The sequence below is a fragment of the Saccharibacillus deserti genome (genome assembly GCF_013618475.1).
GTDB lineage: Bacteria > Bacillota > Bacilli > Paenibacillales > Paenibacillaceae > Saccharibacillus > Saccharibacillus deserti.
This window is the reverse complement of sequence record NZ_JABJVN010000003.1, coordinates 177,083-197,156: the sequence shown is the minus strand read 5'-3', so window position 1 is coordinate 197,156 and position 20,074 is coordinate 177,083. Positions and strand designations below refer to the sequence as shown.

Below are 20,074 nucleotides of genomic sequence, written 5' to 3'. Positions count from 1 at the left end.
TTTCTTGGGCCTGCTCGGATCGGCTCAAGTCTTACTCCTAACATAAAGGGCAAAAGTCGAAATCACAAGTCCTGTTCAGAAACTCATACGCTCGGCCCAATATCCGGCAGGAAGCCGGACTTTGCAGCACCTTTCGGATAAAAAGGTCAGCTGCCGTTCATCTTCTCGCCGAGCTTCCCGATCATATGCAGACGGCTGTAGGACTGCGTGCCGGACAAGCCGTTCTCCAGCAGAGCGCCCAGATAGACGTGGCCTTCCCTGAAAGCCCGGAGACTGCTCCAGGAAGCTTCCTGCTTCAGCTTTTCCATCAGTTCGGCTTCGCTTGTCCCTTCATGCAGTTCGGCGGCATCCAGGAAGAGGTAATCCGGATCGGCTTCCGCCAGTTCGTCAAGGCTCGGCCAGCGTTCCGCTTCTTCGCCTGCCTTAAGAGGGTCGCGGAAGCCCAGATCTTCATACAGGGTCGGCAGCAGCGCGGTAGGCACGGCCGAAATTCCGGGAGAACCGTCCGAGAGCAGCAGATGGACCGCCGTTTTGCCGCCGTCCGGATTCCACTTTTCCTTGAGCGCAGCCGCCTTTTTGTTATATTGGTCGATCAATTCCTCTCCTTTTTCCTTCTGTCCGCTCAGCCCCGCCATCATTCGCAGGTTTTCTGTCCAGTCCACATCCCGGCCGCCGGACAAAATAACCGGCGCGATACCCGCGAGTTCTTTGACATGCTCGGGGTTGTCCAAAGCCATCATCAAAATGGCGTCCGGATCATACTTGCGGACCGCTTCCGGGTCGCTCGTATCCACTTTCTCCGCATCTTTGGCATACTCGGCGACCACGCCCCCGTATGCACCTCCGTCCTGCGCAACCGCAGGAATCTTCATATCCAGCGCCATGGCGTCTTCCAGGGTAAAAGACGTCCAGGCGAACAGGATGCGCTGCGCTTTGGCAGGAACCTCGATCGTTGTTCCGTCGTAGGTCAGCTGCTGCGTCGCCGATCCGGTGTCCGGTTTGGCCGCTTCTTCGCAGCCTCCGAGCAGCAGACCCAGTCCGACTGCCAGAGACAGCACGGCACGGCCGATTGGATACACGTTCTTCTTTGTCTTCATCTTGATTTCTTCATTCCCCGTCTTTAAAGTTTTGGGCAGCTCAAGCGAAAAACCGTCGTAAGGCCCGGTTTTTCACTTTACCCCAGAATTATGGACGCTTCAAGCCCGAAGTCGGTTACGGAAGCGGCCTTCTCCCTATTCGAACCAAACAAAAAAGGATACGGCAGCCTGCCGCACCCTCCTTCCTTATCCGATCTGTTGTCTGCCCAATTCCGCCGGATACAGCAGCTCGCGAACGCCGACGGTATCGCCCACGATCAGCATGGCCGGATTGCTTACCTTCATTGCCAAAGCCAGACGGGCGATCGTGCCAAGCGTTCCCGTGATGACGCGCTCCTCTTCGGTCGTGGCATTCTCGATCAGAGCGGCCGGCGTATCCGCGTCCCGACCGTGCCGGATCAGTTCGCCGCCGATCTCTTCCAACTTCGAAACGCCCATATAAACGGCGAGCGTATCGGCTCCGCACGCCAGCAGGTCCCAGCGCACCGGCGTATCGGCTTCGCCGCACCGGCTGCCCGTTACCACGGCGAACGAAGCGGCCGTTCCGCGATGCGTCAGCGGTATGCCGGCCGAAGCCGAAGCTCCGGCGGCGGAAGTCACCCCGGGAATCACTTCGAAGTCGATCCCCGCTCTCGAAGCCGCGAGCGCTTCCTCGCCGCCCCGCCCGAAGATGAACGGATCGCCGCCTTTGAGCCGGACCACATGATGGCCGACCTTCGCATAATCGACAATCAGGCGGTCGATTTCGTCCTGGGTCAGAGCATGGCGGCCGGGCGCTTTGCCGCAGTAAATCTTGAGCGTACCCGGCAGGCAGCTGCGCAGCAGTTCGTCGCTGACAAGACGGTCGTACAGCACGACGTCGGCTTGTTCCAGCCGGCGCAGCGCTTTGACCGTAATCAATTCCGGATCGCCCGGTCCCGCGCCGACGATCGAGATCCGCCCCCGGCTCATAGGCTTTTCTCCAGGGCGGTACGAATCGGCTCGGCAGGTCCGGAAACGGCTCCGCCTGCGATTGCGGATACGGAAACGACGGACGCGGCGCTTCCTTTGGCCGGTGCGGACAAGAAAGCCGGTTCGGCATTCGGAGCAAGCTTTCCTTGACCGCGCGAATTGTAACTCCAGTACAGCAGCAGCCCCGTCAGCAGCGCACCGCCGACGAAGTTGCCCAGCAGCACCGGAATGCCGCTCCAGACGAGCCAGTCCATGCCGCTTACGTTCGCGCCCAGCAGCATGCCCGCCGGAATAACGAACATATTGACGACGGTGTGCTCGAATCCCTGTCCGAAGAAGACCAGGATCGGCAGCCACATCGCCAGGATCTTGCCTCCGGTCGATTTGGACGTCATCGCCATCACCGCTCCGAGCGTCACCATCCAGTTGCAGAGAACCGCTTTGACGAAGACAAGCAGCATGCCGCCCGCACCCAGCGCCCGATAAGCGGTCGTCTTGGCTTCGCTGGCACTGACCAGGGTCGCGATCAGGGGATTGGACAGATCCGTTCCGGCCTTGGTCGCCACGAACACATACGCCAGGGCATACAAGCCGCAGCCGATCAGATGCCCTGCGATCACCCAGAAATAATTCTCGAGCATCGCCGATACGGATGTTTTCTTCTCCAGTACGGCCAGCGGGATCAGGGCGAAACTGCCGGTCACCAGTTCCAATCCCAACAGTACGATGATGACGAAGCCGACCGGAAACAGGATCGCTCCCGCCATCGGAATCCCGGTCTGTCCGGATGCCGTCATGGCAAGGGTGGTGGCGCAGGCCAGGATGGCACCCGCCAACCCGCTCCGAATCAGCAGCTGCAGGCGGGTCAGTTCCGATTTGGCTTGGCCCGTATCGATCATCGTTTGCAGCACTTCACCCGGTTTAACGTAATCCATGGGCATCCCTCGCTTTCGAATATGGGTTAGGCGATATGGCTGTCCGCTCCGGCGGCATCCGCGCCCTCGACAGGTTCGTTCAGGGTCAGGAAGATGAACCCTTCCTTCGTCACTTCCGTTTCAAAAGTCGTGACGCACCCTTTATCCGGATCAAGCGCTTCGCCGCTGCGAAGATCGATACGCCAGTCGTGCAGCGGACAGTGAACCACCGGACCGCAGACCATGCCTTCCGACAGCACACCGCCTTTATGCGGGCAGCGGTTCTCGACCGCCATCACCTCGCCGTCCGACAAACGGAACAGGGCGATCTCGAGCCCGTTCACGTTCAGGCGGCGCGAACCCAGAGGATCGATATCGCTCAATCGGCCTACGCGTACTTTGACTGCTGCTTCACTCATGCGGATTCCTCCTTTTTCGTTTCGACCTGAACGCCTGCGCTCTGGGACTGGGGAGCCGGAAGCCGTTCGAAGTTCTTGCGCAGTTCGGGCTCGCTGACGATCTGTTTCCACGGATCGACGGTCCGGTCCAGCGTATCGCGCAGACGGGCGTGCAGCGCTTTGCGTTCGTCTTCGTCGCTCAATACCTGTTTGACATGCTCGAGTCCGACGCGTTCCACCCACGGCGCGGTACGTTCGTTCCACGTCGCGTTCTCCCGGTAATACTGCAGGAATGCGCTCGCCCATTCTTCGACCTCGTCGTCCGTTTTCACGAAACCGAGCAGGTCGGTCGCCCGCACGTGGATCCCGGCGTTGCCGCCCACATGCAGCTCCCAGCCGCCGTCGACCGCCACGACGCCGAAGTCTTTGACCGTCGCTTCCGCGCAGTTGCGCGGGCAGCCGGAGACGGCGAGTTTGACTTTGGCCGGCGCGTTCATGCGCTCGAACGCTTTCTCCAGACGAACCCCCATGCCCATCGCGTCCTGTGTGCCGAAGCGGCAGAAGGTCGAGCCGACACAGGTCTTGACGGTACGCAGCGCTTTGCCGTAACCGTGGCCCGAAGGCATATCCAGCGCTTCCCAGACACCCGGCAGGTCTTCTTTCTTGACGCCGAGCAGATCGAGCCGCTGTCCGCCCGTGAACTTGACCAGAGGCACCTCGAATTTCTCCGCGACTTCGGCGATCCGCTTAAGCTCGGTCGGCGACGTGACGCCGCCGTAGATACGCGGAATGACGGAGTAAGTCCCGTCTTTTTGGATGTTCGCGTGATAGCGTTCGTTAGTGAAACGGGATTCTTTCTCGTCTTTGTATTCCGCGGGCCACAGCATGCCCAGATAGTAGTTGAGGGACGGACGGCACTTGGAGCAGCCTTCGTCGTTGTTCCACTCCAGTACGTTCATGACTTCCTTGACCGTCTTCAGGCCCATGCGCTTGATCTCGGCTACGATCTCGTCACGGCTGTGCGCCGTGCAGCCGCAGATGCCTTCCTTCACCGTTACGGCCGCGTCGCCGGCATAAATCTGAAGCAGGCCTTCCACCAGCGGCTTGCAGCCGCCGCAGGAAGCGGAAGCTTTGGTGCAGCCTTTGATCTGTCCGAGGCTGTTGCAGCCTCCGTCGATCGCCGCGACGATATCGCCTTTGGAGACGCCGTTGCAGCCGCAGACAATCTCGTCCGCCGCCATCGCTTCCAGCCGCGCCGCACCTCCGCCCCCGCCGCCGGACGCCAGCGCATCCGCAGACAATCCGAGCAGCAGCTCTTTTTCGCGTCCCGCTACGCTCTCCCCGCTCTTGATCAGCGAGAACAAAGCGGCTCCTTCGCCGGTTTCCCCGAACAGCACGGCGCCGATCAGCTTGTTATCCATGATGACGAGCTTTTTGTACACGCCTTCGATCTCGTCCTGATAACGCAGGGCCCGCGCACCTTCCGGTTCCACGAAGATCCCGCCGGAAAAAACATCCACACCCGACACTTTGAGTTTGGTCGAAGTGACCGAACCCGCATACCCTTCGACGGGGATGCCGGCAAGCCCTTTGGCCAGCACCGCGCCCTGTTCGTACAGCGGAGCAACCAGCCCGTAGGCGATTCCCCGGTGCTGCGCACATTCGCCGACCGCGTATACGCCGGGCAGATTGGTCCGCATATGATCGTCGACCACGACGCCGCGCTCTACGACAAGACCGCTGCGCTGCGCCAGAGCCACATTCGGGCGAATGCCCACCGCCATGACGACCAGATCCGCTTCGAGCATACTGCCGTCCTTGAACAGCAGTCCTTTGGCCCGCTGCTTGCCGAGCACCGATTCCGTCTGCTTTTTGAGCAGGAACTTCATGCCCTGGGCTTCCAGTTCTTTTTGCAGCATTAATGAAGCGGGACGATCCAGTTGGCGTTCCATCAGATACTCGTTGATATGAATGACGGTAACGTCCATGCCCAGGTTCAGCAGGCCGCGCGCCGCTTCGAGACCCAGCAGGCCGCCGCCGATCACGGCCGCTTTGCGGTGCTTGCGGGAAGCTTCCTGCATCGCCACGCAGTCCTTGATGTCGCGGAAGCCGATGACGCCTTCCTTGTCGGCACCCGGGATCGGAAGCATGAAGGCGTTGGAGCCGGTAGCCATAATCAGCTCGTCGTATTCCGCTTCGATGCCGCCTTCGGCATACACGCGCCGCTGCCCGCTGTCGATCTTCAGGACCGCCTGGCCCATATGAAGCGTAATGCCGTTCTCCCGGTACCAGTCGAGGTCGTTGATCACGATTTCTTCCATGCTCGTGCCGCCGGCCAATACCGTAGACAGCATGATCCGGTTATAGTTCGGATGCGGCTCTGCGCCGAATATGGTAATGTCGTATAAATCCGGTGCCAGCTTGAGCAGATGCTCGATCGTGCGGACGCCTGCCATTCCGTTGCCGACCAGAACCAACTTTTTGCGCTTGTTTGTCATATGGAGTCGCTCCTTCCAGAGAGGGAAATCGGGATTGGGTACCGCCGAAAAACACAAACAGCCCGCTCCACCCGCTGCGGAAAACATACGTTTCCCGTTGCTTGTTCAGGTGTGAGCAGGCGCCATTGCCGCTTCGTTCGGACACATCGTTGTATCCGGGTCAATTTGAATCTTGAGTCCGACTATAACGGATTTTAATTCTTGCGTCAACAATTTTAACATAGAATTTTTAAAATTTTAAATGAGTCGACAAAATCGTGTTTTTTGTGTTATATAAAGTAACACATAAAGATTGAGGCGGAAACGATTCTGAACACAAGGAGCGTCGTTCATGCACAGCTTATTGATCGTCCACCCTCTCTCCGATGCCGCCGCGGACGAATTCGCACCTGCCCGGCTGCTCGGCGGATGCGGTTATCTCGTCGAATCGGCAGGTACGCGCGAAGAAGCGTTCGAACGCGTCGGAGAGACCGATGCCGCCGTGCTTGCGCTGCCCATTACGGAAATGAACGGCTGGGCCGCTCTGCTGATGTCCCGCAAGACTGTTCCCGTCCTCTGGTGGTGCACATCGGAAACGGCCAACCTGTCCGTATCCGCCTGCGAAGACGACGTACGGATCGACGGTATCCTGTCCCCTCATATGAAGCCGTCCGAGATTCACTGGATTCTGCATTTCAGCGCCAGGCGCTGCTATGAGAGGCTGCAGTGGGAAAAAGAGCGGGAAAAGCTGCTCGCACGGCTCGATGAACGCAAATGGATCGATATGGCAAAAGGCATCCTGTCCAAAGCCAAAAACATTTCCGAATCCGAAGCTTACGATCTGCTGCGCAAACAGGCCATGAACGAACGCAAACGGATGGTGGATGTTGCCACATCCATCGTCAAAGTCTATCAACTGCTGCATGAACAATCCTGAGACCGTCGTCTCGGGCCGTCCGCGACCGCGGAGGGTATCCCTCGCACGGACTCGGAGACAGCGCATTTAGGAGGCGGCATGAATGATCGATCTGCTCAAAGAAGTGGCCCGCGGCAAACGCGGCGCGCGCGACCTGAATTACGGGGAATCGCTGGAGGCCGCCGAAGCGATACTCGGCGGACGTTCGACCCCGGCCCAGACCGGCGCTTTTCTGATCGCCCAGCGGCTCAAGCTTGAAAGTGCCGAAGAACTGGAAGCTTTCGTATCCGTGCTGCGCGGACAAGCCTATCGGGAATGCCGGAAGCCCGGTATCGACTTTGCGGGTCCATACGACGGCCGGCAAAAAACGTTCTGGGCTTCGCTGCCGACCGCGTTCGTCACGGCGGCCGCAGGCGTGCCGGTTACGCTGCACGGCTCCGCGCCGCTGCCGCCCAAATACGGCGTCGTCCTTCACGATATCCTGCGTGCGGCGGGCATCGATCCCCTGCGTCTGAGCCGGGCGGACGCGATCGCGGCCGCAGACCGGAGCGGCGTCCTGTTCGCCGATTCCGCCAAATGGTGTCCGCCGCTCGGTCAGCTGCACGGCATCCGCGAAGAACTCGGCATGCGCACGCTGCTGAATACGGCGGAGAAACTGGTCGATTACGCCTGTTCCCCTTATCTGATCCTGAGCGTCTTCCACAATACGGTCATCGACCGCCTGGCCCGGCTCGTCAGCCGGCTCGGCTACCGCAAAGCGCTGATCGTCCAGGGCGTCGAAGGTTCCGAAGACGTCTTCATCCACCGCCCGACGCGGATCCATACGGTCGAAGAAGGCCGGTGCGAACTGGACCTGCTCGATCCGGAGACGTACGGACTCGATACGGAGATGCCGGAAGAAGAAGCGGCCTGGACGGCACGGAAACAGCTGGATACGCTCGAAGCCGTGCTTCAAGGCGGCGGACACATGGCGCATTACAATCAGACGCTGCTGAACGCCGCGGTGCGCCTGCATCTGGCCGGAGCCGTCGGCTCGGTCGAAGAAGGCTTGTACACCGCCAAGCCGCTGCTCGACGACGGTTCGGCTTGGAAGGCGTATACGGCGTGGCAAACGGCGCTGCGGGAAGCTTCCCCGGCCGGTTCTTCCCCGCTGCGCCAAGCCGAAGCCCGCAAAATCTGATACCGCCAGACCGCCGGGCAGACTGCCGCTTTCCGGCGGTTTTGCCGCGGTTTCAGGTCCGTGCCCGGCTGTCGAACTTGACTTATCGCGAAATCTCGATATATAATTCGCGGTATGAAAACCATCGATATTTTCAAAGCTTTATCCAACGAGACCCGGCTGAGCATGCTTCATTGGCTGAAAGAACCGGAGAAGCATTTTCCTGCGCAGGGCGCCCATATCCCCAAAGGCATCAATTTCGTAGGCGGCGTCTGCGTCGGCGATATTCAGGAAAAGGCCGGACTGTCGCAGTCCACCGTGTCCAGCTATTTGAACATGATGCAGAAGGCGGGTCTGCTGGAGTCGTTCCGGTACGGACAGTGGACGTATTACCGGCGCAACGAACCGTTTATCCGGGAGTTCGCCGAACAGATCAGAACGGAGCTCTGATAAGCGAAGAGTCCGTTCTTTTCCAGGCTTGTTATATCGATATTTCTAGATATTTAATTATTAGAAAAAGGAGAAAACTTATGCGCCCCATTTACTATCTGCTGGCTCTTCTCGCCGGCGCGGCCCTCAGCTTTGAAGGGGCGATCTACGCCGAACTGGGCAAATCGATCGGACAGGTCGAAACAAGCTTTTACAATTTCGCGATGGGTACGATTATTGTCGGCCTGCTGTGGCTTTTTTTCGGAAAAGGCGATCTCGCCCATGTGCGCCGCGCGCCCAAATGGTCGCTGCTCGGCGGGCTGCTCGGCGTCGTCTACCTGACTTCGATCGTCGTCAGCGTGCCGTTTGTCGGCGTCGGGGTCACGATGGTCGCCGTGATCATCGGCCAGCTGATCATGAGCATGGTCATCGAACATTACGGCTGGCTCGGCAGCGAACCGACGCGCGTCAACAAGGAGAAAATCTTCGCCGTGCTCGCCATGACCGTGTCGCTGCTGCTGATTCAATAAGAACGTCGACCGACACGAATTCCGGGAGGATCTAGATATGGGATTATTCATGATTTTGTTCACGCTGCTCGGCGGCATCACGCTGAGCGCGCAGTCTTCGATCAACGGGGCGCTCAGCCGCAAGGCAGGCACCCTGGAGACGACTTTGCTTACCTTCATTACCGGCACGCTGTTTCTCGCGATCTTCATCCTGTTCTTCGGACAGGGACATCTGCTCGCCCTGCTGAACGCGCCGAAATGGCAGCTGAGCGCCGCTTTTCTGGGCACGGTCTACCTGCTGCTGACCGTGATGGCCGTGCCGAAGATCGGCGTCATCGCGGCCAACATTTCCGGCATCGCCGGACAGCTGCTCGCAGGCATGCTGATCGACCATTTCGGCTGGTTCAACAGCCTGGAGATTCACCTCGACGGCAAAAGAATACTGGCGTTGGCGTTTATGATTCTGGCGCTGTACCTGATCTACCGGGGCAACAAGCGCTCGGCGGAAGCCAAATCCGCCGGCGCGGGGCTTCAGGCAAACTGATCGAATTCTTTTGCGCTTATCTGCCTCCAAAAAGCGGGACCCTTAAATAAAGGGTCCCGCTTTTTGCGATGCCTGCTTTATCTTTCGTCAGATTCTTCTTCACCGCCGAACAGCACGGCTTTCATTTCGCGAAAAGAATCGGCGAGCTGCCGCATATGCGGCTCGACCTTGGCCCGGACGGCGGAGCCTTCCGGGCCAAGGTCGGCGAGATAATCGTGCAGCATCCACACGACCGGACAATCGCCGTCGGCGCCGCGCCGTTCCAGATCGAAACAGACCGGCCCCTGGCCGTCCTCTCCGATCGCGAACGGCAGATACCCCGCTTCGATCAGGCGGCCCCAATTCTCCGCCGCGTTGGCTTCCAGCCCGGACAGACGCAAATCCGTCGCAAGCGTCGGCAGCGAGAATGACATGCAGCCGCCGACATAGCCGCCTTCCCCGTCCGCCAGTCCGGCAGACGTCCACGATACCAGGTGATCCGCCAGCAGTACCGCGCGGAACGACGGCGGAAACGCCGCTCCGATTCTCGCTTCCAGCTCGTCGATCTCCCTGTCCGCGATCGTCGAAGGAACCGGCTGCCAGAATCTCCACCCTTCCTCTTCCTCATCCCGCAGCGCTTCCGGCACTTCGCGCTCGGAATCGAGCATATCGGCCGGAATATTGTCCTCCACGTCGTAGAACAGCATCCCAAACTTTCCGTCCCGGAAGCGCGCCTCGATTCGCTGCCGGATATCTTCGATCTCCGCATGCATCCACGCCGGCCGTCCGGCATCCGAACCCTCTTTGCGTTCGCCCTGCTCCCCATTGCGCTCGCTCATCTTCTTTCCCCTTCCTGTTTGCCGTCTTTCACAAACTGTAGCAGATGAGCGAGCGCCGGAAAAGGAGCGGCTGCGAAAAATCAGATGCCACCCGCGAACCCGGATCCGCGTCTATATGGATGTTTTCACCCGTTCTTGCTTCGTCTTTCTCAGCCCGATTTTCGGACAAGTGCTATTTTTTCCTTCGATACCGTGTCTTTGATTTACTGCGCGGCAAAACTCGAACTTGAAAAAGGAGCTGAACACCCATGATCGTTTACGTGCTGTACGGAGGCCAGTCGCCGGAACATGAAGTATCGCTGAAAACGGCGGCAACGGTGCTGAATGCGCTGGATACGCAAAAACACGAGGTCTACCCGATTTATATTTCCCGCGAGGGTCTCTGGACCGGATTGGGGCGGATGCCGGAGGAAGGGCTGGCCGCGGAGCAGCTGACACCGGTATCCCGTCATGCCGACGCGGCATCGTCGCTGGGCGAGGTTCTGGCGGTCGCATTCGCGCGAACCGGCGAAAAAGTCGTGCTGCCGCTGCTGCACGGCGCGAACGGCGAGGACGGCACGGTGCAGGGACTGCTTGAACTTCTAGACATTCCTTATGTCGGCAACGGCATTTTGCCTGCGGCCATGACGCTGGACAAAGACGTGACCCACCGGCTTGCGGGACTTGCCGGCATCCGCCAGACCGCTTACGAAGTCGTCACGCGCCGCCAATGGGACGAAGATCGTACAGGCGTGCTGCGCCGCCTGGAACAGCGCGGTCTGCTTCCCGGCTACGTCAAGCCGGCCACGCTCGGCTCTTCGATCGGGATCAGCCGCTGCGAAGATCCGGCCCAGCTGGAGGCCGGCATCGGCGAAGCGCTGCGGTACGACGTCAAGCTTGTCGTCGAGCGCGAAGTGACCGGCCGCGAGATTCAGGTCGCGGTTATGGGGAACGACCGCCCTGAAGCTTCGCTGCCGGGCGAATTCCTGCACGGCGTGAAATTTTTCGATTTCCAAGCCAAATACGCCGATCCCAAGCTCCGCATGTCGGTTCCGGCGGAGATTTCGCCGGCGGCCGCCGAAGAGATCCGCGAATCTGCCATCCGTGCCTATGAAGCGCTCTGCTGCTGCGGATTGGCCCGGGTCGATTTTTTCCTCGGCGAAGACGGATTTATATATTTGAACGAGATCAATGCGCTGCCCGGCTTCACCGGCACCAGCATGTATCCCGTCATGTGGGAACGGACAGACGGAACGAGCTACGCCGCCCTGATCGAAAAGCTGATGGACTATGCGCTGGAGCGCCGCCGTATTCAAAAGTCCGTCAGGTGCGCCCGATGAACGCCGTCTACCGGGATACCCGGGCCGAGATCGATACGGGGGCGATCGAACGCAATCTGTCGAAGATCCGCCGCCGCTTCCCGACTTCGGTCCGGCTGATGGCGGTCGTCAAAGCGAACGGCTACGGGCACGGCGCCCTGGAGAGCGCAAGAGCCGCCGAAGCGGCCGGAGCCGGCATGCTGGGCACCGCGCTGCTCGAGGAAGCGGTCCGGCTGCGCGAAGACGGAATCACCCTGCCGATTCTCGTGCTGACGCCGGTTCCGCCGCAGTACGCGGAACTTGCGGCCGCGCTGGATATCCGGCTCACGGTTACGGAAGCGGATTGGTTCGAACGGCGCGAAGAACTCCGGCTCCGCCGCAAACCTGGCGAAACGCACGGCATAGGCCAGGCAGGCACGGCAGATGGAGCGCGCGGCGCAAACGCTGCGAGTCCTTCGAACAGAACGAATGACGGCCGGATCGCCGCAGCCGACGGTCCTCCGCTGCATGTGCACGTCAAGCTGGATACCGGACTCGGCCGAATCGGGCTTAGAAGCCGGGCGCAGTGGAACCGACTCGTACCGTGGCTGAAGCGGGGCGGTATCGTCGTGGAAGGGGTCTTCACCCACTTTGCTACGGCAGGCTGGGCGGACACTTCCTTCGTGCGGCTGCAGTACGAACGCTTTCTGGCCATGACGGAATGGATGCATGCGTCGGGGCTGCATCCTGCCCTTATACACTGCTGCGGGAGCGCGGCAGCGCTGCGATTTCCGGAAATGGCACTGGATATGATCCGTATCGGGGCGGCGGCCTACGGATTTTACCCGGCGGCGCTCGCTCCGCAGTGGGACCTGGAGCCGGCGCTGACGCTGCGCAGCGCGCTGATCCAAGCCAAGAAGGTCGATGCCGGCGACACGATCGGCTACGACCGGGCTTATACGGCGCGGAGCGGGGAATGGATCGGCACGGTGCCGATCGGCTATGCCGACGGCTGGTCGCAGATTATGGGGAGCGGCGACGTGCTGGTCGGAGGACGCCGCGCACCGATCGTCGGCCGGATCGGCATGGACCAGCTGACGGTCCGGCTGCCCGGTCCCTGCCGGGCCGGCGATCCCGTGATTCTGATCGGCAGCCAAGGCGGCGAGCGTATTTCCTGCGCGGAAGCGGCGTCCCGCGCGGGCATTGTTCCGCAGGAGATTACCGCTTCGATCACGGAACGCGTACCGAGAAGTCTGCGAACAGAACGGGAGAACGAAGGATTATCCAAAAAGGAGGAACAAACATGGAGACTCGACCCAAATGTTTTCCACGGTTGAATAGACAACGCGCAAATCCGGCCAATCTGCCGGCCCCCCCGACAGGCGATCCGTTTCCGGTACTCGTCAACATCGACCATCCGATCGCCGAAAGTACGGCGGATACGGAAAGCCGGCTGGCCTTTATCGGATCCTATCCGGGCATTCGGACGCTGGACGATCTTATCCGGCTCGATGCGCTGTGTCTGGAACGGCTGAACGCGCTGCTGGAAGCCGTGGAAGGCCGAGACGGTATCGTCGTAGTCAGCGGCTATCGCGATCCGGCCGAGCAGACGAAGATCTATTCCGATTCGCTGCGGGATAACGGAGCGGAGTATACCGCCAAATTCGTAGCTCTGCCGGGCTGCAGCGAGCACCATACGGGGCTTGCCGTGGATGTCGGTTCGGCCGCCGGGGGATTGGACTTTATCGCGCCGGCTTTTCCCGACGAAGGCGTATGCGCCGCTTTCAAGGCAAGAGCCGCCGAATTTGGCTTCGTTCAGCGCTATAAGGCGCATAAGGAGCATCTGACCGGCATATCCTGCGAGCCGTGGCATTTCCGCTATGTCGGGGCGTCCCACGCCGCGATCATGGAGGAGCACGATCTGTGTCTGGAAGAATACACACAGCGGCTGCGGCACGCTGCGGATCAGAACGGAGCGGAGTGCCATGGGAAGTAAACGTACCGAAACCCGCTTGAACGGAATCGCCGGAACGGCCGGAGCCGTATCCCAAACAATCGGCGGAACGGACTGGCTGAAATTTATCGCCGCGCTGCTCGTTATCGCCAATCATACGTCGCCGCTTGCCAGCATCAGCCCCGAAGCCGACTTTGTGGTTGCCGGGCTGATCCCGAGAGTGGCCGTGCCGATTTTCTTTATCGGCGCCGGATTTTTCCTGTTCCGCAAATTCACGGACGATCCGTCTTCGAATCTCTCCGCCGTCATCCGCTACACGAACAGAATCCTGCTGCTGTACGGGCTGTCGATTCTGATCTATCTGCCGCTGAACGTTTATAAAGGGGATTTCAAAGCAGGCTTCCATGTCGTTTCTGTGCTGCGGGACATCGTGCTGGACGGTCCCTTTTATCATCTTTGGTTTTTCCCGGCGCTCTGGATCGGGATCTGGATCATTTACTTTCTGAGCCGTCTTCCTTCGCTGCTTTGGAGTTGGGCGGCCGCGATCGTTCTGTACGCAATCGGCCTGCTCGGCGACAGCTACTACGGATTCGCTGTCAACATTCTTCATCTGAAGCCCGTCTACGATACGCTGTATCAATGGATGGATTACACGCGCAGCGGTCTGTTCTTCGCTCCGCTGCCTATTCTGATCGGTGCGGCGCTGGCCCGCCGAACAGGCGCGCATGCAGGAATAACATCGGCCGCATTCGGACGCGCTGCGAATTTCCGTATCGGCGCCGCGGCGATTCTCGCGCTTGCCCTGCTGATCGCCGAAGGCGAGTGGGTCCGCAGCCTGGACCTTCCCCGACATGACAGCATGTATGTGTTCTCTCTGCCGGCCGCATTTCTGCTGTTTCTGTGGTCGATGACCTGGAACGTCCGCGGGTCCAAAAGACTTCGCGCCTGGAGAACCTGGGTCTATATTTTGCATCCCCTGGCAATCGTCGTCGTGCGCGGCATCGCCAAGATCGTGCACGGCGAACGGCTGCTGATCGTCAGCAGCCCCGGCCACTACACCGCGGTTTGTGTAGTTACGGTCGTTTTTTCCGCTTTTGCGGCCGCCGCCATGAAAAGGGTCGGCACATGGCGGCGCGGCACGCATGGGAAAAAACGCGGGGAACATTCTTCTTCCGCGCCTTCCGGTCCTTCTTCCTGATCCCTGACCGTTTTCAACGGAGCCGCGGCCAATACCGAAGCTCGAACGCGGCCCGGTTTCCGCAAAGCGTTTTGCCAAGCGGCAGGATTCGGCTTTATATGTCGCCTTTCCTCTCCCTGCGATCCGTATACCGGAACAGCATCCGCAGAAGCGGCGGAATGGCGAAGAAGATAAAGAACGTGCGAAACAGCTGATAGCCGGTCACGGTCGACAGTTCCGCTCCGATCGAATGGGCGATGACGCCCATCTGGTCCATCCCGCCCGGCGCCAGACTGAGCAGCGCGGTTGCCGGCGCCACCGGCTGCAGCTTCGTCAGCAGCACGGTCAGGCCGAATGAACCGGCGATCAACATCAGGCCGCTGAGCAGACACAGCGACAGCGTCCGCACTTTATGCTGCATCTGCGCAGGCTTCAGCAGCGTACCGACGTAAGTGCCGAGCGCCAGCTGCGCGGCGGCCGTAAGCGCATGCGGCAGCTCCGGCGCCTGGAAGCCGGTCGCCTGAAGCAGCGCCGTCCCGAACGCCGGGCAGAGCAGGAAAGCGGTCGGAAACCGGACCTTTTGGCCGAGCAGCGCCAGGATTACGCAGAGCGGCGCGTACACCAGCGCCTGCGGGAACAGTCCGCTCCACGAGGCGTCCGCCCGCACGGCGGCCTGGGCGGCAGCCCCGGCCTGCTCGCCGAACAGCGGACTGTAGATCAGCAGCGGAATACTGACGACGATCAGCAGCAGGCGCACGACCTGGTTGACGGTAACGAGCGTCAGATCGACGCCTTTGGTCTCTTCGGCCAGCACGACGATCTGCGACAGCCCGCCGGGGACGCTGCCAAGCAGCGACGTCTTGAAATCGGTGCCCGACAGTCTGCCGATCACGTAGGCGATGCCGGCGCACAGCAGCAGAAGCAGGAACGTCATCAGGATCATGTACGGAACCTGCGAGCCCATCGCGCGCAGCGCCTGCCCGGTCAGCGCGAGGCCGATCGTGTAGCCGATCACGATCAGCGCGCCATTTCGGATCGGCGACGGCCACGCGTAGCGCGTCTTGAGCAGGTTCGAGCCGACCAGCGCCGCGAACATCGGACCGAGCAGCCAGGGGACAGGCAGACCCAGCCGCTCGAACAGCAGCGCCCCTGCCAGCGAGATCGGCAGGGCGGCGGCCAACCGCGGCCATAAGCCTGCCGCGGCGGGTTTCAGGGTGTTCATTCGTATTCCTCATTTCCATACGGCAGAATTCGCGGTTCATTCGGGTGAACCCCATTCCTTCTATTATACCCTTCTGCGCTGCCCCTTTTCTTCCTATACATGCACATGCCAAAAACGCCCGGGCCAAAGCCCGGGCGCTTGGTTCAGGTATCGCCTTATTCCGTCGAAGACCGAAGGCGCTGCCTTGTTGCATGCTTATTCGTAAGCCGACAGATCGCAGCCTTCGCCGGACAGCTTCCGGAACTGCCGCATCTGCGCAAGCGTCATGCCGATCGATTTGAGCTTCATCAGGAAGACGATGCCCTGCACCTGCCCGGCCGTATAGAAACGGTGGCCGTTCGGCCGGCGCTCCGCCGGAGGAAGCAGATCGATACGCTCGTAGTAGCGCAGCGTATCTTCGGTCAGGCCGGTCAGTTCCGCCGCCTCGCGGATGGTCATCGGCTTATCGGGAATTTCGATCATGGAATCACCGCTTACCAGGGAATCGCGCCGTTTTCGTCAAAGAATCCGCCCGAAGGTCCGTCTTCGCCGATCAGGGCCAGCCGCGCTACGGTACCGGCGGAGTGTTCGACCGTCCGGGTGCCGCTGTTGTTGTTCAGATCGGTCGCCGTATAACCGGGGTCCACGGCGTTGATCTTGAGCGAAGTGCCGGCGAATTCTTTGGCGAACAGGACGGTGACCGCATTCAGCGCCGTTTTGGAACTGTTGTAGTCCAGCGGGTTCGCCCCGTAATGTTCATGGGTCGGATCGCTGTTGAACGTCAGGGAACCGAGGCCGCTCGATACGTTCACGATCCGGCCGAGCGGTGCTTTTTTGAGCAGGGGAAGCATGGCCTGAATGATCTGGATCGGTCCGAATACGTTGACCTCGTACACGCTGCGGATCTCTTCGATCGTCTGCTGACTTGGCACATTGCCGCCCGCGCCGATACCCGCATTGTTGATCAGCACGTCAAGCGAAGACGTCTGCGCAGCGATTTCTTCAGCCGCCGACGCGATTGTCGCCGCGTCGGCGGCATCGATGCGGATATAGGCGGCTTCGATGCCTTCCTCGCGCAGGCTGCGCACCGCTTCGTTTCCTTTGCGTTCGTCGCGTGCGCCCAGGAATACGAAATAGCCCTGTTTGCCAAGCTGTCTGGCCGTTTCGTACCCGATGCCTTTGTTCGCTCCCGTAATCAATACCGTCTGCTTCTGCATATTCGTTGATCTCTCCCTCACAGGTTTCTCTAAGCTTCCGCTCCACCAAAGACTATTACTTGGAGTATGCTCCAGGTCAAGGTTTTTTTCGCAAAAAACCCGAATCGCTCCGCCCGCTTGCCCGGTAGGAAACCAAAAACGTCCGGCGCAGCCAGAAAAAGCCCGGGATGGACGCCCGGACCTTTTTTCGAAATGTTTTGATTTTGATTTTTCTAGAAACCGAAATCGAGCGTTTGCCCGGTCTCGCACCACGTCTTGATCGAGCTGAGTACCATCGGCCAGGCTCCATTCGAATTGGCAAAGCCCGGATGATTCTCGCTCCATTCGTCGTTGACCAGCGTCAGCTTGGTGCAGCTTCCGGACGGTTCCAGTTCGAAGGTGATCCGGGTGAGCAGTTCGGCATGGTTATCGTAATAGGAAGGTCCGGGATGTTCGGAATAACTCAGTCTGCGGCCCGGTTCGAATGCCAAGATCTCTCCGTACACATGCAGCGTCGACTCTCCTTCACTGCCGGGTCCCACGTATTCGAACGGGGCGCCCACCTCGAATGACGACTTGAGTTCCGACCCGAAAAAGGCGGCTTTCGTGCCTTCCGGCGAGGTCAGCGCTTCCCATACTTTTTCCGGCGATGCGTTTACGTAAGTCACATATTCCAGCTTCATTTCCACATTCCTCCCGCAGGTTTGTTAGGCAGACGGACCGGCATCCCGACTCTCGCGCCCGCCCTGTCCGCCGTGATACAATCAGTCTACGATGAGGAACAAACATTCGCCTAGTAAAAACGCGACAGGTGCCCGAACGGACTTTTCCAAGCTGCCCAGGAGGTGCAAAATGACGGATACAAACACATTCAACGCAGCCGGCATCCCCGCTCCCACGCCCGCCGGGGCGGCCGCGCGCTCGCCTTTTTACGATTCGTCCGAACCGGGACTCGGCGTACTGAACCCTTCGGCCGGACGGCGGCATTTCAGACTGCTCCGCTACGATCCCGCCCCGGAGCTGGCTCTGTTCGTGCGCCATTACTGGACGGTGGAGTGGGATCTGACGGACGTTCGGCCCTATGTGCAGGAAGTCGTGCCCAATCCGTGCGTGAATCTGGTGATCGAGCCGGGGCGCACGTTCTGCTTCACGCCTACGACCGAGAGATTCGCCAAGCCTTTGTCGGGACAAGGCAAAGTGTTCGGCGTCAAATTCCGGCCCGGCGGTTTCTATCCGCTGCTGCGCGAACCGCTCTCGCCGCTCGCCGGCCGGCCGATTCCCGTCGAACGGATCATTGCCGCCACAGGAACGGAGTTGGAAGAAGAACTGCGTCTGCGGAGCAGCGAAGAAACGGTGCTGCTGATGGACAGGCTGCTGCTCGCCGCCAATCCCCGCCCCGACGCCGAAACGGAGCTGCTGCACCGGATCACGGCCGACATTGCCGGAGACCGGGAGCTGACGAAGGTCGATCAGCTGTGCGAACGGTTCGGTATCGAGAAACGTACGCTCCAGCGCTTGTTTAACCGCCGCGTGGGCCTGAGTCCCAAATGGGTCATCCGGCTGCACCGCCTGCAGGAAGCGGCCGAAGCCCTGGACCGGGGCGCAAGCGGCGCCTCCCGGACTACCCTGCTGCATCTGTCGCACGAACTCGGCTACCATGACCAGACCCATTTCGGCAAAGACTTCAAGACGGTGGTCGGGGTGACGCCGGAGATGTACGCGCAGGGAATGAAGCGCTGAGTGTCCCCGCTTCGATTTCTTTTACGGTTTTTGAGCCGCGCGAATATAAGTATCGAGAAATTCATTGCCGAACTTCCCGTCGGGATCGTATTTGTAGATCAATTCCCGAAATTGCGGCAGCTTCTCAAACTGACCCTGCAGGGTACCTTCCGGTACCGTAAACAGCTTGCCCCAATGCGGACGGGCGTTAAACGGCGCCAGCGCTTCTTCAAGAAGCGGCAGTACACGCTCAACCGCCTGCCAGTCGTCCCGCCACGTGAAGTGGAGCGCTGCCGAAGGCTGATTGTAAAAAGGACTCAGCCACAAATCGTCCGCGGCGATCGTGCGTACCTCGCTGACAAAAAGAAGCGGCGCAAGATGTTCCCGCAGCCCGTGAACGGCAAGAACCGCTTCGTACACGTGCTCCCGCGGCATCAAGTATTCGCTCTGCAGCTCCTGGCCGGCACTCGGCGTAAACTCCATGCGGAAATGCGCGAGCCGTTCATGCCACATCCCCGGCCTGCCGAGCTGCTCCGTGCAGTTTTCCGTCTGCATGTCCGGCAGCGGATGCAGGGGAGCCGACGCAGGCACCGCCCCGTAATAATCCGTACGGCCTTCATAGCTTGCTCCGTCTTCTTCCCGGCATTTTGTCCATACCTGGTGAAATGCCGGCTGCTGCCAATCCGTAAACAGGCTTACGCTGTATGCGCCCGAGAAGATGCTCTCCGCATGTACGGCAAGCTGCGAAAACGGCAGGTTTTCGTAGACAAACTGCCTCACCGTATAAGCCGGCACCACTTTCAACGTCAGCTTCGTCACAATGCCGAGCGCTCCGAGATTCACGACGACGCCGGCAAACTCCCGGTCGCCGCGACTGAAGGTATGCAGCTCTCCGTCCGCGCCCACCAGTTCGATCGCTTCCACCGCGGCCGCCAGGCTCGCGTTGCCACTGCCCGAACCGTGCGTCGCCGTGGCTACGGCGCCCGCGACCGTGATATGGGGCAGCGAGGCCAAGTTATGAAGGGCATAGGAGGTTTCGCTGAGCGCCGCACACAGTTCCCCGTACGCGATTCCCCCTTCGACCGTGACCGTACCGCGCTCCTCGTTCAATTCCAGCATACGGTTCCAATGCCGCAGCGAAATAAACACGCCATGCGTGTCCGTGATTGAATTAAAAGTATGCCCGCTGCCCGAAATCTTGATTTGACGGTGTTCTCTGACCAGCTGCTGCAGATGTTCCATGCTTTCCGGATAGATCCGTTCGGTTGCGCCGTACGTAAAGTTGCCGGCCCAGTTTTGATAACCCATTCCATGCCCTCCTTAAGAAATATTCTAGTT

General features: G+C 60.1%; 21 protein-coding genes. 10 read left to right on the top strand and 11 right to left on the bottom strand.

Annotated elements, in window-relative coordinates:
• Positions 1-146: 146 nt before the first annotated feature.
• The 5 genes from HOP44_RS11170 to nirB all read right to left on the bottom strand — a co-directional run bounded on the left by HOP44_RS11170 (position 147) and on the right by nirB (position 5,858).
• The gene (locus HOP44_RS11170; RefSeq protein ID WP_172253290.1) at positions 147-1,097 is read right to left on the bottom strand and encodes an ABC transporter substrate-binding protein; all 951 of its coding nucleotides are present in this window, start codon (positions 1,095-1,097) and stop codon (positions 147-149) included.
• Positions 1,098-1,283: 186 nt separating this feature from the next.
• Positions 1,284-2,048 (bottom strand): uroporphyrinogen-III C-methyltransferase, encoded by a 765-nt coding sequence (cobA, locus tag HOP44_RS11165; RefSeq protein ID WP_172253288.1) that lies wholly within the window; start codon positions 2,046-2,048, stop codon positions 1,284-1,286.
• A complete protein-coding gene (locus HOP44_RS11160; protein ID WP_172253286.1) occupies positions 2,045-2,983 on the bottom strand; it encodes a formate/nitrite transporter family protein in 939 nt (312 codons plus the stop codon). Before HOP44_RS11160 ends, cobA begins: the two co-directional genes overlap by 4 nt.
• 26 nt (positions 2,984-3,009) lie before the next feature.
• On the bottom strand, positions 3,010-3,381 hold the full coding sequence (nirD, locus tag HOP44_RS11155; RefSeq protein WP_172253284.1) for a nitrite reductase small subunit NirD: 372 nt from the start codon (positions 3,379-3,381) through the stop codon (positions 3,010-3,012).
• The gene (gene nirB, locus HOP44_RS11150; RefSeq protein WP_172253282.1) at positions 3,378-5,858 is read right to left on the bottom strand and encodes a nitrite reductase large subunit NirB; all 2,481 of its coding nucleotides are present in this window, start codon (positions 5,856-5,858) and stop codon (positions 3,378-3,380) included. Before nirB ends, nirD begins: the two co-directional genes overlap by 4 nt.
• Positions 5,859-6,189: 331 nt before the next feature.
• Between nirB and HOP44_RS11145 the strand changes: the two genes are divergently transcribed.
• The 5 genes from HOP44_RS11145 (at position 6,190) to HOP44_RS11125 (ending at position 9,394) form a co-directional block, all read left to right on the top strand.
• The gene (locus HOP44_RS11145; protein WP_172253280.1) at positions 6,190-6,774 is read left to right on the top strand and encodes an ANTAR domain-containing response regulator; all 585 of its coding nucleotides are present in this window, start codon (positions 6,190-6,192) and stop codon (positions 6,772-6,774) included.
• Positions 6,775-6,856: 82 nt separating this feature from the next.
• On the top strand, positions 6,857-7,933 hold the full coding sequence (locus HOP44_RS11140; RefSeq protein ID WP_172253279.1) for an anthranilate phosphoribosyltransferase: 1,077 nt from the start codon (positions 6,857-6,859) through the stop codon (positions 7,931-7,933).
• Between the two features lie 114 nt (positions 7,934-8,047).
• Positions 8,048-8,362: an ArsR/SmtB family transcription factor gene (locus tag HOP44_RS11135; RefSeq protein ID WP_172253278.1), complete on the top strand. Its 315-nt coding sequence runs from the start codon at positions 8,048-8,050 to the stop codon at positions 8,360-8,362.
• An 80-nt stretch (positions 8,363-8,442) separates the two neighbouring features.
• Positions 8,443-8,871 (top strand): DMT family transporter, encoded by a 429-nt coding sequence (locus tag HOP44_RS11130; RefSeq protein WP_172253277.1) that lies wholly within the window; start codon positions 8,443-8,445, stop codon positions 8,869-8,871.
• Positions 8,872-8,908: 37 nt separating this feature from the next.
• Positions 8,909-9,394, top strand: a complete 486-nt coding sequence (locus tag HOP44_RS11125) for a DMT family transporter (RefSeq protein WP_172253276.1) — start codon at positions 8,909-8,911, stop codon at positions 9,392-9,394.
• A gap of 77 nt (positions 9,395-9,471) precedes the next feature.
• Here HOP44_RS11125 and HOP44_RS11120 read toward each other — a convergent pair whose 3' ends face one another.
• Positions 9,472-10,212, bottom strand: coding sequence for an SMI1/KNR4 family protein (locus HOP44_RS11120; protein WP_172253275.1), 741 nt, complete (start codon positions 10,210-10,212; stop codon positions 9,472-9,474).
• Between the two features lie 248 nt (positions 10,213-10,460).
• Here HOP44_RS11120 and HOP44_RS11115 point away from each other — a divergent pair, with 248 nt between their 5' ends.
• Genes HOP44_RS11115 through HOP44_RS11100 form a run of 4 tightly spaced genes read left to right on the top strand, consistent with a single transcriptional unit; the run spans position 10,461 to position 14,641 of the window.
• The gene (locus HOP44_RS11115; protein ID WP_172253274.1) at positions 10,461-11,531 is read left to right on the top strand and encodes a D-alanine--D-alanine ligase family protein; all 1,071 of its coding nucleotides are present in this window, start codon (positions 10,461-10,463) and stop codon (positions 11,529-11,531) included.
• Positions 11,528-12,826: an alanine racemase gene (alr, locus tag HOP44_RS11110; RefSeq protein WP_172253273.1), complete on the top strand. Its 1,299-nt coding sequence runs from the start codon at positions 11,528-11,530 to the stop codon at positions 12,824-12,826. The genes HOP44_RS11115 and alr overlap by 4 nt, the downstream gene beginning before the upstream one ends.
• Positions 12,793-13,485 (top strand): D-alanyl-D-alanine carboxypeptidase family protein, encoded by a 693-nt coding sequence (locus HOP44_RS11105; protein ID WP_172253272.1) that lies wholly within the window; start codon positions 12,793-12,795, stop codon positions 13,483-13,485. Before alr ends, HOP44_RS11105 begins: the two co-directional genes overlap by 34 nt.
• Complete coding sequence (locus HOP44_RS11100; protein WP_172253270.1) at positions 13,475-14,641, top strand: acyltransferase family protein; 1,167 nt, start codon at positions 13,475-13,477, stop codon at positions 14,639-14,641. Before HOP44_RS11105 ends, HOP44_RS11100 begins: the two co-directional genes overlap by 11 nt.
• 94 nt (positions 14,642-14,735) lie before the next feature.
• Here HOP44_RS11100 and HOP44_RS11095 read toward each other — a convergent pair whose 3' ends face one another.
• From HOP44_RS11095 to HOP44_RS11080, 4 genes are all read right to left on the bottom strand, one after another.
• Positions 14,736-15,842 (bottom strand): AbrB family transcriptional regulator, encoded by a 1,107-nt coding sequence (locus HOP44_RS11095; RefSeq protein ID WP_172253268.1) that lies wholly within the window; start codon positions 15,840-15,842, stop codon positions 14,736-14,738.
• A 195-nt stretch (positions 15,843-16,037) separates the two neighbouring features.
• Positions 16,038-16,304: a MerR family DNA-binding transcriptional regulator gene (locus tag HOP44_RS11090; RefSeq protein ID WP_172253266.1), complete on the bottom strand. Its 267-nt coding sequence runs from the start codon at positions 16,302-16,304 to the stop codon at positions 16,038-16,040.
• Between the two features lie 11 nt (positions 16,305-16,315).
• A complete protein-coding gene (locus HOP44_RS11085; protein ID WP_172253264.1) occupies positions 16,316-17,038 on the bottom strand; it encodes an SDR family NAD(P)-dependent oxidoreductase in 723 nt (240 codons plus the stop codon).
• Between the two features lie 212 nt (positions 17,039-17,250).
• Positions 17,251-17,700, bottom strand: coding sequence for an SRPBCC family protein (locus HOP44_RS11080; RefSeq protein WP_172253262.1), 450 nt, complete (start codon positions 17,698-17,700; stop codon positions 17,251-17,253).
• A gap of 169 nt (positions 17,701-17,869) precedes the next feature.
• On the opposite strand from HOP44_RS11080, the gene HOP44_RS11075 reads away from it, so the two are divergent.
• Positions 17,870-18,757: an AraC family transcriptional regulator gene (locus tag HOP44_RS11075; RefSeq protein ID WP_172253260.1), complete on the top strand. Its 888-nt coding sequence runs from the start codon at positions 17,870-17,872 to the stop codon at positions 18,755-18,757.
• Positions 18,758-18,778: 21 nt separating this feature from the next.
• On the opposite strand, the gene HOP44_RS11070 is transcribed toward HOP44_RS11075, so the two are convergent.
• A complete protein-coding gene (locus tag HOP44_RS11070; RefSeq protein WP_172253258.1) occupies positions 18,779-20,044 on the bottom strand; it encodes an FAD-binding protein in 1,266 nt (421 codons plus the stop codon).
• Positions 20,045-20,074: the final 30 nt, after the last annotated feature.

Bases quoted from the DNA above. Each gene is read 5' to 3' on its own strand.
- HOP44_RS11170 (WP_172253290.1), bottom strand. From the start codon at position 1,097: ATGAAGACAAAGAAGAACGTGTATCCAATCGGCCGTGCCGTGCTGTCT.
- cobA (WP_172253288.1), bottom strand. From the start codon at position 2,048: ATGAGCCGGGGGCGGATCTCGATCGTCGGCGCGGGACCGGGCGATCCG.
- HOP44_RS11160 (WP_172253286.1), bottom strand. From the start codon at position 2,983: ATGGATTACGTTAAACCGGGTGAAGTGCTGCAAACGATGATCGATACG.
- nirD (WP_172253284.1), bottom strand. From the start codon at position 3,381: ATGAGTGAAGCAGCAGTCAAAGTACGCGTAGGCCGATTGAGCGATATC.
- nirB (WP_172253282.1), bottom strand. From the start codon at position 5,858: ATGACAAACAAGCGCAAAAAGTTGGTTCTGGTCGGCAACGGAATGGCA.
- HOP44_RS11145 (WP_172253280.1), top strand. From the start codon at position 6,190: ATGCACAGCTTATTGATCGTCCACCCTCTCTCCGATGCCGCCGCGGAC.
- HOP44_RS11140 (WP_172253279.1), top strand. From the start codon at position 6,857: ATGATCGATCTGCTCAAAGAAGTGGCCCGCGGCAAACGCGGCGCGCGC.
- HOP44_RS11135 (WP_172253278.1), top strand. From the start codon at position 8,048: ATGAAAACCATCGATATTTTCAAAGCTTTATCCAACGAGACCCGGCTG.
- HOP44_RS11130 (WP_172253277.1), top strand. From the start codon at position 8,443: ATGCGCCCCATTTACTATCTGCTGGCTCTTCTCGCCGGCGCGGCCCTC.
- HOP44_RS11125 (WP_172253276.1), top strand. From the start codon at position 8,909: ATGGGATTATTCATGATTTTGTTCACGCTGCTCGGCGGCATCACGCTG.
- HOP44_RS11120 (WP_172253275.1), bottom strand. From the start codon at position 10,212: ATGAGCGAGCGCAATGGGGAGCAGGGCGAACGCAAAGAGGGTTCGGAT.
- HOP44_RS11115 (WP_172253274.1), top strand. From the start codon at position 10,461: ATGATCGTTTACGTGCTGTACGGAGGCCAGTCGCCGGAACATGAAGTA.
- alr (WP_172253273.1), top strand. From the start codon at position 11,528: ATGAACGCCGTCTACCGGGATACCCGGGCCGAGATCGATACGGGGGCG.
- HOP44_RS11105 (WP_172253272.1), top strand. From the start codon at position 12,793: ATGGAGACTCGACCCAAATGTTTTCCACGGTTGAATAGACAACGCGCA.
- HOP44_RS11100 (WP_172253270.1), top strand. From the start codon at position 13,475: ATGGGAAGTAAACGTACCGAAACCCGCTTGAACGGAATCGCCGGAACG.
- HOP44_RS11095 (WP_172253268.1), bottom strand. From the start codon at position 15,842: ATGAACACCCTGAAACCCGCCGCGGCAGGCTTATGGCCGCGGTTGGCC.
- HOP44_RS11090 (WP_172253266.1), bottom strand. From the start codon at position 16,304: ATGATCGAAATTCCCGATAAGCCGATGACCATCCGCGAGGCGGCGGAA.
- HOP44_RS11085 (WP_172253264.1), bottom strand. From the start codon at position 17,038: ATGCAGAAGCAGACGGTATTGATTACGGGAGCGAACAAAGGCATCGGG.
- HOP44_RS11080 (WP_172253262.1), bottom strand. From the start codon at position 17,700: ATGAAGCTGGAATATGTGACTTACGTAAACGCATCGCCGGAAAAAGTA.
- HOP44_RS11075 (WP_172253260.1), top strand. From the start codon at position 17,870: ATGACGGATACAAACACATTCAACGCAGCCGGCATCCCCGCTCCCACG.
- HOP44_RS11070 (WP_172253258.1), bottom strand. From the start codon at position 20,044: ATGGGTTATCAAAACTGGGCCGGCAACTTTACGTACGGCGCAACCGAA.